The sequence below is a fragment of the Streptomyces sp. NBC_00237 genome, from assembly GCF_026342435.1.
GTDB lineage: Bacteria > Actinomycetota > Actinomycetes > Streptomycetales > Streptomycetaceae > Streptomyces.
In genome coordinates, this window is sequence record NZ_JAPEMT010000002.1 from 2,803,694 (window position 1) to 2,818,877 (window position 15,184).

12 protein-coding genes are annotated in these 15,184 nt (G+C 70.8%); 10 read left to right on the forward strand and 2 right to left on the reverse strand.

Annotated features, from left to right (window positions below; all coding sequences use genetic code 11):
- Positions 1–141 precede the first annotated feature (141 nt).
- Complete coding sequence (locus OG897_RS26275) at positions 142–951, reverse strand: hypothetical protein (RefSeq protein WP_266659940.1); 810 nt, start codon at positions 949–951, stop codon at positions 142–144.
- 483 nt (positions 952–1,434) lie between these two features.
- On the opposite strand from OG897_RS26275, the gene OG897_RS26280 reads away from it, so the two are divergent.
- From OG897_RS26280 to OG897_RS26320, 9 genes are all read left to right on the forward strand, one after another.
- On the forward strand, positions 1,435–2,340 hold the full coding sequence (locus OG897_RS26280) for a hypothetical protein (RefSeq protein WP_266659942.1): 906 nt from the start codon (positions 1,435–1,437) through the stop codon (positions 2,338–2,340).
- Positions 2,341–2,553: 213 nt separating this feature from the next.
- Positions 2,554–2,883, forward strand: coding sequence for a hypothetical protein (locus tag OG897_RS26285; RefSeq protein WP_266659944.1), 330 nt, complete (start codon positions 2,554–2,556; stop codon positions 2,881–2,883).
- Positions 2,883–4,346 (forward strand): putative T7SS-secreted protein, encoded by a 1,464-nt coding sequence (locus OG897_RS26290; protein WP_266659946.1) that lies wholly within the window; start codon positions 2,883–2,885, stop codon positions 4,344–4,346. Before OG897_RS26285 ends, OG897_RS26290 begins: the two co-directional genes overlap by 1 nt.
- 4 nt (positions 4,347–4,350) lie before the next feature.
- Positions 4,351–5,733, forward strand: coding sequence for a hypothetical protein (locus OG897_RS26295; RefSeq protein ID WP_266659948.1), 1,383 nt, complete (start codon positions 4,351–4,353; stop codon positions 5,731–5,733).
- Entirely contained in the window at positions 5,730–6,335 is a 606-nt protein-coding gene (locus tag OG897_RS26300; RefSeq protein WP_266659950.1) for a hypothetical protein, read from the forward strand. Before OG897_RS26295 ends, OG897_RS26300 begins: the two co-directional genes overlap by 4 nt.
- A 9-nt stretch (positions 6,336–6,344) precedes the next feature.
- Complete coding sequence (locus tag OG897_RS26305; protein WP_266659952.1) at positions 6,345–6,944, forward strand: hypothetical protein; 600 nt, start codon at positions 6,345–6,347, stop codon at positions 6,942–6,944.
- A gap of 145 nt (positions 6,945–7,089) precedes the next feature.
- On the forward strand, positions 7,090–7,755 hold the full coding sequence (locus OG897_RS26310) for a hypothetical protein (protein ID WP_266659954.1): 666 nt from the start codon (positions 7,090–7,092) through the stop codon (positions 7,753–7,755).
- 53 nt (positions 7,756–7,808) lie between these two features.
- Positions 7,809–8,768: a hypothetical protein gene (locus OG897_RS26315; protein ID WP_266660522.1), complete on the forward strand. Its 960-nt coding sequence runs from the start codon at positions 7,809–7,811 to the stop codon at positions 8,766–8,768.
- Positions 8,769–8,955: 187 nt separating this feature from the next.
- Positions 8,956–9,747 (forward strand): hypothetical protein, encoded by a 792-nt coding sequence (locus OG897_RS26320; protein ID WP_266659956.1) that lies wholly within the window; start codon positions 8,956–8,958, stop codon positions 9,745–9,747.
- A gap of 201 nt (positions 9,748–9,948) precedes the next feature.
- On the opposite strand, the gene OG897_RS26325 is transcribed toward OG897_RS26320, so the two are convergent.
- Positions 9,949–10,248, reverse strand: a complete 300-nt coding sequence (locus tag OG897_RS26325) for a WXG100 family type VII secretion target (protein WP_266659958.1) — start codon at positions 10,246–10,248, stop codon at positions 9,949–9,951.
- Between the two features lie 277 nt (positions 10,249–10,525).
- Between OG897_RS26325 and OG897_RS26330 the strand changes: the two genes are divergently transcribed.
- Entirely contained in the window at positions 10,526–15,163 is a 4,638-nt protein-coding gene (locus OG897_RS26330) for an FtsK/SpoIIIE domain-containing protein (protein WP_266659960.1), read from the forward strand.
- The last annotated feature ends 21 nt before the right edge of the window (positions 15,164–15,184 follow it).

The window sequence follows — 15,184 nt, forward strand, 5'->3', positions numbered from 1 at the left end:
CCAGCCACCCCAAGCGCCGCGGGGTTGAGGTGAAGGGGCGGGGTTGGGGTGCCCGCCGCAGGCGCGCCCGGGTGTGGGCCGCTGGCGCACCCGGGCGCGGGCCGCAGGCGAACCCGAGTGCGGGCTGCCGGGCCCGAGAGGTCAGCCCGAGCCGCCGCTCGATCCGCCGCTCGACCCGCCCCCGGACGACGCCGAAGCGGGCACGACCACCAACGCGACTTCACCCGAAGCCGCCGCATCCGCGACCTCATCCGCATCCGCCCGGTCGACGACGACCGAAACCGGCAGCGCACCGCTCCCGATCGTCCCCTCCTTGGGCCGCGCCACGTCCTGCACCTTCGCCTCACGCACGAGCTGAGCATCACGGGCCGCAGCCCCAGAACCGGAACCAGCACCGGCACCGGCACCAGCCCCGGCAGCCGAGCCGGCCCCCGCCCCCGCCCCACCGGCGGACCCCCGCTTCGCCCCGACCCGATACACGGCCACCGTCGCCCCCGGCTCGATGTTCGCCGGATACTGCCCCGCCTTCAGCGAAAGCCCGACCGCCGCCTTCCCCGCCGGAAGCCCGCTACGGGTGGTGAGCATCCCTCCGATGAGCAACGTCCCGGGCACCAGATCCGCCACCGCACGGTGCTTCGCCAGCAACCCCACCTGGCTGTACTTCACGTACTTGATCGCCTCGTCCTCCGCGACCAGCACGCTCTGCACGTCGTCCCGCCCGATCACCTTCCCCGCCGAAACGGGGTTCTTGACCTGGACGACCTCGATCCGCTCACCGGCCCGCAGCACGAGCACGGTGGTCCCGAGCGCCCCCACGAGCACCAGCAGTACAGCGAGCGCCGCCAGCGCTGGTTTGCGTTCGCGAGGAGTCGAGGGCAGCCGCTCACCCACCGGCGCGGTGGGCAGCGGAACCCGACTGTTCGCCGATTCCGCACGCTCCTGGATCTTCACACCACTCCCCGTGCATATCGCCCCGAACAAGGGCATTTGCCGCGACTTCATCAAGCGGCCGATCGTCAAGGCATCGCACGCTATCAGCAGCGCATAAGCGCCTCAACGCAAAGAATCGATCATGAACTGCCGCTATCAATTCGACATTTGAGCCAACTTCGCCCGAAATCTTCACCCTCAACAGGGAGCCCGCTGCACCTCACCCCTCCCACCCCTGCCACCTCCACCGAACTCCGCACCACACCTACGCCGTTGCCGCCCGCACGAGAGCCACCCGACCTCCACCACCCCTCCCCGAGCCCCCGCACACCCACAACGCAAACCCCTTCCCTTGCACACGCAATCTTCACTCGATCCCCTCGCGGGACGCGAGAAGGCCCTCACCGATCCCGCACCGACCGCCTCCTCGCGCAACCGCCACAAGCCCCTCCACCCAGCCCCACCCCGTACGCTGCCCGGAATCACACCTCCCCCGGAGCACCCATGACCTCCCACCGGGCCACGGCGCCCGCCACCCCCGCCGCCCTCCCCATAACCGGCGACGTCATCCGCGACTCCCCCGCCCTCCACGCCGACGTCCAGCTGCTCTCCGCCCAGTACGGCGTGGACTTCACGGACGACGCGTCGATACGCCCCCTCCTCGCCCGCCACAAGGAAGCGGTCCACCGCCTCCGCCACAGCCCCAAGGCGTGGGTGGGCGGCATTTCCCTCCTGCTGGCGGTCTGCCTCCCCTTCGCCACCCTCACGGCCCTGGGCCCACCCGACCTGGCAGAGGCCCCCCGCTCCCTGGCCGTGCACATCGCCCCGGGCCTCGCCCTCTTCGCCTTCGGCCTCACGCTCCTCATCCAGTCCCACCGCAGGGCGGTCCGCCGCATGAACCACCCGGAACTGGTCGGCTACCGCATGGTGTTGGCGACTGCAACGGCCCACCGGGTCCCCGTCCCCGCAGCCCCGGCCTGGCTGGTGGGCCGCGACTCCACCACCGACAAGGAGACCCACCCCCTCCCCGAACTCCCCCTGAAGCCCCACCCGACCCCTACCGAAGCCCCCCTCGCCCCTCCCGTACCGCAGAAGCCATACGACGTGATCCAGTACGAGTCCCTCGGCGGCGAGGGCGGCTGGCACGACGAAGCGGGCTTCGGCCTCGTCCTGGCGGGCGGCATCGCCGCCGTCTGGGCCACCTCCGAGGGCGAACCGGCCGGGTACGCCCTGGCCGCAGCCCTCGCACTCCTCGGCATCCGGACCTGGCTCGCAGGCCGCCGCCAGGGCAACCGCCACCGGGCCCTGCGCGATGCGGCGCAGCGGTACGTGGCGGAGGTGACGGCGGCGCAGCGTGCGGGGGCCCAGGTCCCGGAGCTCTCCGAGAAGCTCCGGAAGCTCATCGTCTGAGGCCGTGAAACGCGCGAGACCCCTCACACGGTCGTCGCTCCGTCATCACGTCCGCACGACAATTACACATTCGCTCCAGCTAACTCGCACACTCTCGCGCTTAACGTCAGTCGCGGACGTACTCCCCGCCGTACGTACTCGTCGCCGTACGTACTCCTCGCCTGACGTACTCCTCGCCTGACGTACTCCTCGCCGTACAAGGAGCAATCGAACGTGTCGGACCTGCAAGCCGATCTCGAACGGATCAAGAAGTTCTCGAAGGACCTGGGCGCGATCCACACCGAGTTCACCCAGGAGTCGAACCCCGCCGACGGCTACGGGACACAGGAGCTCGGCTCCAGGACGGTCGTCGACGCGTTCGGGGACTTCAGCAGCAACTGGAAGATCCACCGGGAGCGGCTCACCGACGAGCTGAAGATCCTGCGCGACCTCTCGGCTGCCGCTGCCGAGAACTTCGAGGCCATCGACAAGGCACTGGCCGACGCCCTCCGCGGCGAGGACAAGAAGAACAGCAAGCCCCGCACCCCGCAAGGACCCCGCTAGTGGCCAGGCCAGGCGCCCACGAGTGGGACGTGCTCGGACACGACTCCGATCCGGTGCCCGGAAACCCGGAGAGCGTCGCCAGGCTCGGCCGGGAACTGCGGAAGACCGCCGACGCGATTCGGCGGCAGGCAGGCGAGATCCGCGCGCTCAGCAAGGTGGACTCCTGGAAGGGCGAGGCCGCCGACTCCTTCCGCAAGGAGGCCGAGGAGGCGGACGGCAAGCTCCAGAAGGCGTTCAAGCGGTACGACGTCGCTTCCCGCGCCATGGGCACCGAGGTACGCGAAGGACAGGACGAGTCGGGCGAGTTCGCGAGCGAACTGAACCGGGCGCAGAAGGCCGCGGACAAGGCGCTGCGGGCGGCGCAGGAGGCCGACCAGGAGGCTTCCGGCGCGAAGAAGGCACTGGACGGCCAGAAGAAGGACACCCCGAAGGACGATCCCGCCCGGGTGAGGCTGGAAGGCAGGCAGGACGCCGCCGACTCGGCGCTCACCCAGGCCAGGAAGGACCTGGACGCGGCGATCCTCATCCGTAAGAACGCCGAGGAAGCCGCTGCGAAGAAGATCCGGGACGTGATCGACGACGACGGCCTGAAGGACGGCACCTGGGACAAGTTCAAGGACTGGGTGCACGACAACGCCGACCTCCTCAAGAAGATCGGCGACGTCGCGGGGTGGGTGGCCACGGCGGCGGGCGGCCTGGCGCTGGTGGTCGGCTGGATTCCGGTCATCGGGCAGGCGCTCGCAGGCGTCCTCGGCACGATCGCGCTCATGGCCACCGCGGTGTCCCTGGTGACACACGTGATGCTGGCGCTGGCGGGAGAGGGCGGCTGGTTCGACGTGGCCCTGGACGTGGTGGGGCTGGCGACCTTCGGTATCGGCCGGGCCGCGATCGGCGGTGCGAAGGCGGCGGGGGCCGGTACGAAGGCGGCCGCCCGCTCCAGCCTGTACCAGAAGGAGATGGCCAAGCACGCGGGCAAGAAGCTCAGCAAGAACGCTCTCAACAGGGCTGAGGAAAAGGCGTGGAAGGCGGCGCGGAAGGGAAGTGCGGATGCCCCGAGGGGCAAGGCTTCCGCCGAGGCGATGAAGAACGCACCGAGCGGCTGGTTCCCCGGCAAGCAGGCGGTGTTCGACGCGTTCAACCCGAAGAAGATCGTGGGGGACAGCGTGGACAGCGTGAAGGACCTCAAGGCGCTCAAGGACGCACCCGACCTGCTGCGGGGGGAGACCTGGCGGGGGGTCGGAAAGCACTCCGTGGACGGTGGTCTCGACGACATCGGACGGCAGGTGGACACCATCGACGATGCGGTCAAGGGCAGTGCCGGCGTGAAGTCGGCCATGAACGGGCTCGACGCCCAGACGAAGCTCTGGTCCGGCACGACCGCGGTCGCCACGACCGTCGACGGCTCGGACAAGTTCGGCGTCTACGACCCGCTCAAGGACGCCACCACGGTGGGGAACGGCTGAACCCATGGCGTACGAGACACCTCCTGCCGGGGCGATGCGCCCCCTGGGCAACCGGCCTCCCGGCCTCGACATCGTCCGCCGCACCCGGCTCTTCGCGACGGAAGGAAAGACGGACGGAAAGCTCGTTCTGACGTCCCGCGACGGCACCGCGCGGGAGTTCCCCGTGGGCCCCGGGGGAATCACGCGTGCCGTGCACATCGACATCCTCGGCCCTGAGGCGGCGAAGCGGATGCCGCCTTCCGGTTCCTGGGGAGCGATCGAATTCCAGCGGGCCGACGGCAGCCGGGTGCTGCGGGTCCCTCTGGGCGAGTGGCTTCCCGAGGTGTCCTCGCTCACCGCCCGGGTGGGCGGCCGTGAACTCCTGGAACTCACCGGCGCTGCCGACCTGTTGCGCGAGCTCCGCGTACCCGTGGTCACGGTCCGCTCCTTCGAGGACCCCGCCCTGGAGAACTCGGCCACCGGCCCCGGTACCGACCTGTGCGTCAGTGCGGTGCTCCCCGTGTGGCACCACGCGGTGCGGGCGGGGCAGCTCGGCTGGTTCGCCCTCATGGCCGTCGCGCTGATCGCACCCGGCACCCAGTCCTGGTCGGGCCCGCTGGCCGGGCTCTTCCTCCTCTCGTACACGGGGACCGACCTCTTCTTCTGGGCGAAGGGCAAGCGGCAGCAGCGAGGCGAACTCCCGGGCGTGATACTGAAGTTGCGCCCCGAAGCCGCCCACCACCACGCCGTCAGCCGCCGCTTCTCCGAGGTGTCCGCGCTGTACGTGCTGGCCGACGACATCGTCGTACGGGACTCCACGGGCCGGGAGCGCTGGTTCGCCCGGGCAGGCACCCATGCGGTGACCCGTGTCGTACGACGCGAACCGACGAGGCCCGCCACGCCCCGGGGGCCGGAGCCCGGCCGCCCCCTGGCCGTCGAGCTCCGGGGCCCGGGCGGGATCACGCGTGCCGTACTCCCCTGGGAATGGTGGTTCGGCGGCGACGAGGGCGAGCGCAACTGGCAGGCACTCGCGGCGGCCGTCGGCGATGCGGCGACGGAGACCGCGCCTGCCGACCGCGCGGACGACCGGGACCGCCATCGCGGCCTCGACCGGCGCGACTCCGCCTTCCTGGCGCCGCTGAAGCCGCGAACGGCCCGGTCCCTCACCGGCTTCCAGTCCTCCGTCGTGAAGAACGTGAGCCCGCAGGCGGTGTACGTCTTCCTCCTCTTCACCCTCCTGCTGGGTCACACGGCCGCCGGACCGCTCACCACCGGTGTCGCCATCGCCGCCCTGCTGGCCGCCCTCCTGCCCGCCGTGGCGGACTCCGCGACCAGCAGGCTCGCCCTCGACCGCCCGCCGAGGCAGACGCCTCCCCGGCAGCACAGCCCGGAAGGAGTCTCCCGATGACCCCGCCCAGCGACTACGTCCTCAGGCTCCCCGAGGGCTGGTTCCGGGTGCATCTCGACCCCGACCGCCGCAGGAAGTCCGTCGACGCCCTGGTCGAGAGGCAGTTCGCAGGCGCCGACGACCTCCCCCACCTCAAGAAGGAGGCCAGGTCCGAGCTCCTGGCCCGAGCCAGGAAGGCGTACAAGAACGGCGGTGTGGAGCTCTACCTGAGTCTCCAGAAGGCCGGCCGTCTCACCATTCCGGCATCGCTCCTGATCACGCTCGTCCCGCCGCGGACCGCACAGGGACTGCCGCTCGACGCCCTGGCGGAGCACCTCGCCGCCAACGGTCCGCTGGAGCAGGAGGTCTCCCTGGAAGAGCTCCCGGCCGGGAACTCCTGTCGCGTGCGGGCCCGCAGAGCCCTGGAGGAGCCGGCGGGGGAACCGCACCCCGAGGAGCTCGCCGAACTCTCCTCCGCCCCTGCCACCTCCGTCGACCATTACATCGAGATCCCCGGCAGCCGGGCCCTCCTGCTGCTCTCCTTCTCGACCCCGCTGGACCCGATCGCCGACGCGATGGCCGAGCTCTTCGACGCCGTCGCCCATTCTCTGACCTGGACCTGAGGACCTCCCATGGCGCACATCACCGACTGCGACCTCGGCCTCCACGACGGCTGGGTGGTGCTCCCGCTGGACCCCGACGCCGACGTCTCGGGCTGGGCCGATGCCACGGCGCGGGAACTGGCGGAACGGGCCTCCGCCGAGGGCTCGTCCTTCCGCCTGGACCTCCTGCGCCAAGAGCTCCGCGAGCAGGCCGCCGACAGCCGCGAGCGCTCCCCCGTCCTGGCCGCCGCGCTCTACCTGAACGGGTTCGAGTCCGCCGCGGTGGTGCTGGAGGCGGACTTCGTCCTCCCGTCGGAGGAGGTCCCCGTCATCACGTCCGACTGGTTCGTACGGAACTTCAGCGACGCCGCCCTCGGCACGCCGGACGTGTCGCACGGGGAGGTCCCGGCGGGCCCCTGCACCCGTATCAAGCAGCTCCTCGCCGGGCCCCGCGCCGACCAGGACGGCGCACGCCCCCTGCTGGAGACGATCGCCTACGCGGTCTTCCCGGAGAACACCCGGAGCGCGGTGCTCGTCCTCTTCTCCTGGACCGGCGCGGGCGTCGAGGAGTCCGTCCAGCGGATGGCGACGGACATCGTGGCTTCGCTGACCGTGGAACTCTCCGCCTGACCCGCCTGGCCCGCCTGACCCGGCTCCCCGGGCCGGGAAACACCTCACCCCACACGAGAATGACACGTTCACTCCGGCGAATCCGCACACCCGGGTGCCTAACGTCGTTCCCCGATACCCCAACGGCCCGCCGGGAGTTCCACCTGTGAACCTTCGCAATTCACCCTTTGCCACAGCATGCGCCGCAATCGCTGCAGCCCTCCTCCTGACGTCCTGCGGAGGTGAGGGGAAGGACGCGGCCAAACCCTCGGGCGCGATCGACGGGGCGGATGCGGACACCGCCGCGAAGAAACCGTCGGCCCCGGGCACTCCGGCCCCGGGCTCCGCCGCCCGTCCCCCGGTCAACCTCCCCGCCGACGTCAAGAACGTCTTCGAGGGCCAGAAGAGCGGGGACCCGACGAAGGACGCCGTGCTCGCCGACAACGCGGAACGCATCAACGCGGTCGACGACGCCATCGTGCGCGGCACCGCCGACGCGAAGGGGCTGGGCTTCTACAACGACGGCGACGCCCTGGGAACTTCGGTGACCTTCGTCCAGGGCTACGTGGACAAGAAGCTCACCTGGACGGGCACCACCCGCTACTTCGACCGGCAGGTGACGTCCCTGAAGGGGGGAACCGCCACGGTCGCCTACTGCTCCGACGAGAGCAGGTCGTTCCTGAAGAACCGCATGACCGGAAAACTCGACAGGACGCCGACCAGCGCGGACAGCTACGTCTTCTACAACACCCAGTCGAAGAAGAACGCACAGGGCGTGTGGCAGACCACGCGCGTGATCTCGCAACGGGGAGCCGCGAAGTGCCAGCCGTGAGCCCGAAGAACCGCAGGCCCGTCCTCCTCGCCGCCCTGGTCTGCCTCGGCGTACTGACTCCGGCCACGGCCCACGCGGGCGGCCGTGGCGGCGCGGGCACCGACGGCGCGGAGCAGACGGGTGGCGCCGCCGACGGAAAGATCTCCGCCGGAGTCGTCTTCGACCGCTCGAAGAACGGCACCGGAACCACCTCGGGACCGGTCACACCCGTCTCCGACTGGACCCCGCCCGCCTGCTACTACGCCCCCCGGTACAGCCCGGACCAACTGCAGAAGTACCTGGAGCCGATCTGGGCCGTCGACTCGACGGGCGCGCAGTGGGACCTGGAGCAGCGGAACCGCTACGTCAACGGCAAGCCGTACAAGGACTTCAACAAGTCCAAAGCGGGCAAGGGGCATTGGTGGGACAGCTTCATCCCCGACGGCCGTGAGGGAGATCCCCGGGCCTTCGACTGCGACAAGCCCTACTTCTGGGTCGACAAGGGCGACCCGCCACCGGCGGACGTCCCCGAGGCCGTCACCCCCGAACGCCTCGCCCAACTCGCCTACGCCGAGATCCGCATTCCCGGCACCGCCATCGCCCTTGCCCCGCAGGCCGAGTCCAAGGTGAACCTCCCCACCTGGGCGTGGCTCGACAAGGCCGCCTTCAAGCCGGTGTCGGTCACGGCCTCCGTACCCGCTATCGGCATCGAGGCGACGACCACTGCCGAGCCGGTCTCCCTGAAGCTCGAACCCGGCACACCCGACGCCACGCTCCACCCGGCCTCGGGCGAGTGCCCGATCACAGGCGGCCGCATCGGCGAGCCGTACGCCAAGGGAAAGGCCCACCGCACCCCGCCCTGCGGCCTCACCTACCTCCGCGCCTCCGGCGACAAGCCGTACTCCCTCCAGGCCACCATCACCTGGAAGATCCACTGGACGGGTACCGGAGGCGCGGGCGGAGACCTCCCCGACGGGGCCTTCGGGGCGGTGCAGGACATCACCGTCCAGGAAATCCAGGCCATCAATCGCTGAAGGCGAGGAGTAACGGATTCAGCTGGCCACCAGGAATCGGGCAGAACTCATCGAGATGGTGAAGACGCTGAGAATGCGCCCTGGTGTGCAATACCCCCATGAATAAGGCCCGTTGGCGGAATTGTGCATTCCGCAGATAGCTTCGATGTTCTCGCATCCCACCCGCCGCAACAGGAGTAGTTGACACGTGAACCGTCGCCGCCCCATAACCACAGCCGCCGCCTGCACCGTGGCCGCCGCCCTGCTGCTGAGCGCCTGCGGAGGCGACGGGGACGGCAAGAAGCCCGCCTCGGGCGCGGCTCCCGGTGCCGCCCGTCCGGCGAAGGACTCGCCGGACGCCCCGGCGCCCGGGCCGCAGCGGCCCGACATCGGCCTGGGCGGCGGCCACAAGGTGACCTTCGACTTCGCGCGGCCCGCCGATCCCGGAGAGGCCGCCGCCCTCGCCGACTCCTCGCGCTTCGTGCAGGCGATCTGGCACGGGATCCTCGCGCAGGACGCCAACGACCCGGCGTACCGGTTCTACTCGCGCAAGGACGCGACCGCCTTCGGCAAGAGCCGGATCGAGGCGGAGCTGAAGGGCGGCTGGACGCCCTCCGGAACGGATCGCTACTACAACGCCAGCACGGTCGCAGGGGACGCGAAGTCCGTGCGGGTCACGTTCTGCCACGACGGGTCGAAGGCGTTCAGCAAGGCGAAGAAGACCGGCAAGCGCCGCACCGCGAAGCCGAACCCGGACAACTTCCAGAAGTACAGCGTGCTGATGCGCCCTTCGCCCGCCCTCCCCCAGGGATGGGTGGCCGAACAGGTCCAGGTCCAGGAGCGGGCGACTGCGGAATGCCGCGTCACCAAGTCCTCGGAGGCCAAGAAGCGCCCTGCCAGGAGCACCCCGCCCGCCGGACACCGCAAGGAGAACCCGCCGCGCAAGTCCGACAGCGGCAGCGGCAGCAAGACCAAGAAGCCCCGGACCTCCCGGCACTGAGGATCCAGGCCGGACCGCGCGGAACGGGTGGCCGAGGTACGGCGCGGGAGGCGCACACGCTCGCGGCCAGAGCGACCAGAGCGATGGGTCCACGATGAGCCCCAGCAGGCCGGGAACCGCCGCCGGTGCGGGCGGTGGTCCCGGGGCGGGGGCGGGCGCGCAGGCCCGCCCCCCGGGCCGTGCGGAGGTCCGGCGTCCGGGCTACTTCTTCGCCGCCCGGCCCAACTCCTCGTCGATCGACTGGAACTTGTCCGCCGCCGTCGTCAGGTAGTCGCCGATGCCGTCGAGACCGCCGATGGTCTCCTTCGCGCCGGTCGTGAACTCCTCGAAGTTCTGGTCGAAAGCCTTGGAGGCGGACTTCGTGACGAAGCCCGTGTTGACCAGGTTGTCGATGTACTTCTTCAGGCCGTTGAGCTTCTCGTTGAGCTTTTCCTTCTCCTTGACGATGTACTTCGCCGCATTGCGCATGTCGTCATAAGTGACATCCAGGTCTTTTGCCATGAAAGCTCTCCTCCGTAAGGGGGCACGCGCAGGCCCGTAAGTAAGCAGTGCCGTACCGGCGTTCGCAGCAGCTTACGAAAGGAATTCGGCGGGGCAAGCGGCGGGAAAGGCGTGTGAAGAGGGGGTGCAGGGCAGGCCATTGCCGGTGTCCTGGGGGTTGTGGATAGGGTCGCCGTGCGCGTTCAAGGGGGGCGGTTGCAGGTTCCGCTTGGCATCTGCGCATTTGCTCCACACTTTTCTACTGCATGCCCACCGGACTTCCACGGGGAGGATGCCCATGCGCCTGACTCTGACCGTCGTCGACCCGTTCGCCGGGTCCAGCACCGATGTCGTACTCGACGCCGACGCCGAGTCGACCGTCGCCGACGTGGCGAGTGAGCTGGGCGAGCGCGTGGGCACCCCGATGGCCGGACGCGTGGCCGGACACGTGACCGGAAGCGCGGACGCCCGCGTCGTCGTCCCGATCGGCAGCGGCAGGCGCGGCGTCGTCGACACACCGCCGCCGCCACTGCTGTACGTCGACGGGGTCCCACTCGACCCGTCGGCCCCGCTCCTCTCCTCCCCGCTCCGCGAAGGCGCGGTCGTCAGCCTCGGCGACCCCGTCGGCTGCGCGCCGGGCGAGCCCACCGGCCTCGTCGAACTGCGCGTGGTGGGCGGCCCGGCAGCCGGGGCCGTGCACCGGCTCGGCGTCGGGCGGTACGCGATCGGCAGCGGGCCCGGCCGCCAGATCCGTATCGAGGACGACCCGGAACTCCCCGAGCACGCCCTCACCCTCTCCGTGGCCATCGACGGCACCTGCACCATGCTGCTCCCCAAACCCGAACCCAAACCCAAACCCGAACCCGACCACGACCCCGCCGCCGCCCGCCTCGACGGCGAGGAAATCGCGGAGGGTGCCGACCGGGACTGGCCCCTGAACGCCCAACTCACCCTCGGCAACACCCTCTTCGAGCTGGCCCGTTACTCACCCCCGGACGCCGCCCTCAAGTGGTCCGACGACGGAGCCGCCTTCGACTACAACCGGCCGCCCCGCCTGCGCCCCGCCGACCGCGAGACCACGTTCCGGCTGCCCGCCCCGCCCCGCGAGCCCGACCCCCGCCCGCTGCCCTGGCTGATGGCCGTCTTCCCGCTCGTCTCGGCCATCGTGATGTGCCTGGTCTTCAACCGCTGGTACTACATGATCATGGCCGTGTTCAGCCCGGTCATCCTGTTCGCGAACTACTTCATGGACAAGAAGAACGGCCGGAAATCGCACGCCAAGCTGCTCAAGGAGTACGAGGAGCACAAGGCCCGCATCGAGCAGGACGCCCAGGACGCGCTGACCGCCGAGCGCGCCGACCGCCGCCGGGCCGTGCCCGACCCCGCGTCCGTCCTCACCTTCGGCACCGGCCCCCGCACCCGGCTCTGGGAGCGCCGCCGCACCGACGCCGACCACCTCCTCCTGCGGGTCGGCACGGGGCTGCTGCCCTCCGACGTCGTACTCGACGACCCCGAGAAGGACGAGCACCGGCGCAAGGTCACCTGGGAGATCCCCGACGCCCCGGTCGCCCTCCCGCTCCGTACGCTCGGCGTGATCGGCTTGGCCGGGCCAGGCGATTGCGCGACGGCGCTCGGACGGTGGGCGGTCGCCCAGACGGCGACCCTGCACAGCCCGATGGACGTACAGCTCTACGTCCTCACCGAGCAGGCAGGGCAAGGCAGTTGGGACTGGCTCCGCTGGCTCCCCCACTCCCGGCCGACCGGCGGCCAGGACGCCCATTCCCTTCTCGGTACGGACGCGGAGACCGTCGGCGCGCGGATCGGCGAGCTGACGCAGATCCTGGACGCCCGCACCAAGGCCGCCAAGGAGCGCGGCAACCAGCCGGGTCCCGCCTTCACCGATCCCGACCTGGTCCTCGTCTGGGACGGCTCCCGCCGCCTCCGCTCCATGCCGGGCGTGGTCCGCCTGCTCCGCGAGGGCCCCTCCGTCCAGATGTACTCCCTCTGCCTCGACGCCGAAGAACGCTTCCTCCCCGGCGAATGCCAAGCCGTCGTCGTCGCCGAACCCGTGGGGGCGGCCCCCGGCGGAGCGGAACCCCTCGCTCCCGCGCCGCCCAGCACCACCTCCGGCTTCCCCTCCTTCAGCAACTGGCACACCGCCCAAGCCACCGCCCCCGACACCCCGGAAGCCTTCCGCCTCCGCGTCGAGCAGGCCAACACCGCCCGCATCCCCTCCGTCCGCCCCGACTTCGTCACCCCCGCCTACTGCCTCCGCCTCGCCCGCTCCCTCGCCCCCCTCCGCGACATCAGCGGCGAGACCGAGGACTCCGCCCTCCCGGCGGCGAGCCGCCTCCTCGACGTCCTCCAGCTCGAACCCCCCACCGGCGAAGCCGTCGCCGCCCGCTGGCGCACCGGCGGCCAGTCCACCCTGGCCGTCGTCGGGGAGTCGTACGACGGCCCCTTCGGCATCGACATCCGCCGCGACGGCCCGCACGGCCTGATCGCCGGAACCACCGGTTCCGGCAAGTCGGAGCTGCTCCAGACCATCGTCGCCGCGCTCGCCGTCGCGAACACGCCCGAGTCGATGACCTTCGTGCTCGTCGACTACAAGGGCGGTTCCGCCTTCAAGGACTGCGTGAAGCTCCCGCACACCGTCGGCATGGTCACCGACCTCGACGCACACCTCGTCGAGCGCGCCCTCGAATCCCTCGGGGCCGAGCTGAAGCGCCGCGAGCACATCCTCGCCGCCGCTGACGCGAAGGACATCGAGGACTACCAGGACCTGATCCGACGGAACCCCGGATCACTCGCCCCCGTCCCCCGCCTCCTCATCGTCATCGACGAGTTCGCCTCGATGGTCCGCGACCTCCCCGACTTCGTGACCGGCCTGGTCAACATCGCCCAGCGCGGCCGTTCCCTCGGCATTCACCTCCTCCTGGCCACCCAGCGCCCCTCCGGCGTCGTGTCCCCCGAGATCCGCGCCAACACCAACCTCCGCATCGCCCTGCGCGTCACCGACGGCAGCGAGTCCAGCGACGTCATCGACTCCCCCGAGGCCGGAAACATCAACAAGTCGACACCCGGACGGGCCTACGTCCGCCTCGGCGCGGCCTCCCTCGTCCCCTTCCAGTCGGGCCGCGTCGGCGGCCGTCGCCCCGGCGCGGCGGACTCCCGGGTCGCCGCCCCCTGGTCGGCCGTACTCGACTGGTCGGAGCTGGGCCGTTCCGCCCTCACCCGGCCGCCCGCCGCCGCCCGCGAGGAGGAGGAGATCACCGACCTCAAGGTCCTGGTCGACGCCGTCCGCGACGCCAACGAGCGGCTCGCCATCCCCGCCCAGCACAGCCCCTGGCTCCCCCCGCTGGACGAACAGCTCCTCCTCGACAGCATCACCGGCGTCCCCGCGCAAGGCGCCCTGCCCGCCGCCCCGTACGGCGTCGAGGACATCCCCGCCCAGCAGGAACGCCGCCCCGTCACCGTCGACTTCGCGACCTTCGGCCACCTCCACATCGCGGGCTCCCCCCGCTCGGGACGCTCCCAGGTCCTCCGTACGATCGCCGCGTCGCTGGCCCGTACGCACTCCGTCGCCGACGTCCACCTGTACGGCATCGACTGCGGCAACGGCGCGCTGAACGCCCTCACCGCGCTCCCGCACTGCGGAGCCGTCGTCGGCCGCGCCCAGACCGAGCGCGCGACCCGCCTGATCAGCCGCCTCGACGCCGAACTCACCCGGCGTCAGGACCTGCTCGCCGAGCGCGGCATCGCCGACATCGGCGAGCAGCGCGCAGCGGCGGCCGACCCCGCCGAACGCCTCCCCCACCTCGTGGTCCTCATCGACCGCTGGGAGGGCTGGCTGACCTCGCTCGGCGAGATCGACCACGGCGAACTCACCGACCAACTCGTCGTGTTGATGCGCGAGGGGGCCAGCGTCGGCATTCACATCGTCATCACCGGCGACCGCCAGCTCGCCTCCGGGCGCCTCGCGTCGCTCACCGAGGACAAGCTCGGTCTGCGCCTCGCCGACCGTACCGACTTCTCCCTCATCGGCATCCCGACCCGCAAGGTCCCCGAGGAGATCCCGCCGGGCCGCGCCTTCCGCGCGGAGACGGCGACGGCGGTGCAGTTCGCGCTGCTGAGCGAGGACGCAACGGGCCAGGGCCAGGCGGCGGCGATCAACGCCGTCGGAGCCGAGACGACGGCTCGGGAAGCCGAAGTCCCGCGCGCACAGCGCCCGTTCCGCGTCGACACGCTTCCCTCCCGCATCACCTTCCCCGACGCGTGGGCGCTCCGCGACGCCGAGGCTTCCCGCTCCCCCCTCTGGGCGCTGGTCGGCGTCGGCGGCGACGAACTCACCGGCTACGGACCCGACCTGGCGACCGGCGTCCCGGCCTTCGTCGTCGCGGGCCCCGCCAAGTCCGGGCGTTCCACCACCCTCCTGAACATGGCCCGCTCCTTCCTCTCCCAGGGCGTACGCCTCGTCGTCGCCGCCCCGCGCACCTCGCCGCTGCGTGAACTCGACTGCACCGAGGGGGTGTTGAAGATCTTCACGGACGACGACATCGAGAGCGACGAACTGGAGGAGTTCACCGAACTGGCGTCTCCCGAGGAGCCGGTCGTCGTGATCGTCGACGACGCCGAGATGCTGGAGGACTGCGACGCGGCCCCCGTCTTCAGGCGCATCCTGCAACGCGGCACCGACCAGGGCCTGGCCCTGGTCCTCGGCGGTGACGAGGAGGACGTGTGCAGCGGCTTCAGCGGCTGGCAGGTCGACGTGAAGAAGGCCCGCCGGGGCCTCCTGCTCTCCCCGCAGGACACCACCAGCGGCGAACTCATCGGCATCCGTACCACCCGGGGCATGGTCGGCGGCCCGATCGCCCCGGGCACGGGCATGCTCCACCTGGGCACGGGCGAGCACCGGACCGTCGTGACTCCCGTATAGCCAGCCGCTCCTGCCTAGCCA

Bases quoted from the DNA above. Each gene is read 5' to 3' on its own strand.
- OG897_RS26280 (WP_266659942.1), top strand. From the start codon at position 1,435: ATGACCTCCCACCGGGCCACGGCGCCCGCCACCCCCGCCGCCCTCCCC.
- OG897_RS26295 (WP_266659948.1), top strand. From the start codon at position 4,351: ATGGCGTACGAGACACCTCCTGCCGGGGCGATGCGCCCCCTGGGCAAC.
- OG897_RS26300 (WP_266659950.1), top strand. From the start codon at position 5,730: ATGACCCCGCCCAGCGACTACGTCCTCAGGCTCCCCGAGGGCTGGTTC.
- OG897_RS26305 (WP_266659952.1), top strand. From the start codon at position 6,345: ATGGCGCACATCACCGACTGCGACCTCGGCCTCCACGACGGCTGGGTG.
- OG897_RS26325 (WP_266659958.1), bottom strand. From the start codon at position 10,248: ATGGCAAAAGACCTGGATGTCACTTATGACGACATGCGCAATGCGGCG.
- OG897_RS26330 (WP_266659960.1), top strand. From the start codon at position 10,526: ATGCGCCTGACTCTGACCGTCGTCGACCCGTTCGCCGGGTCCAGCACC.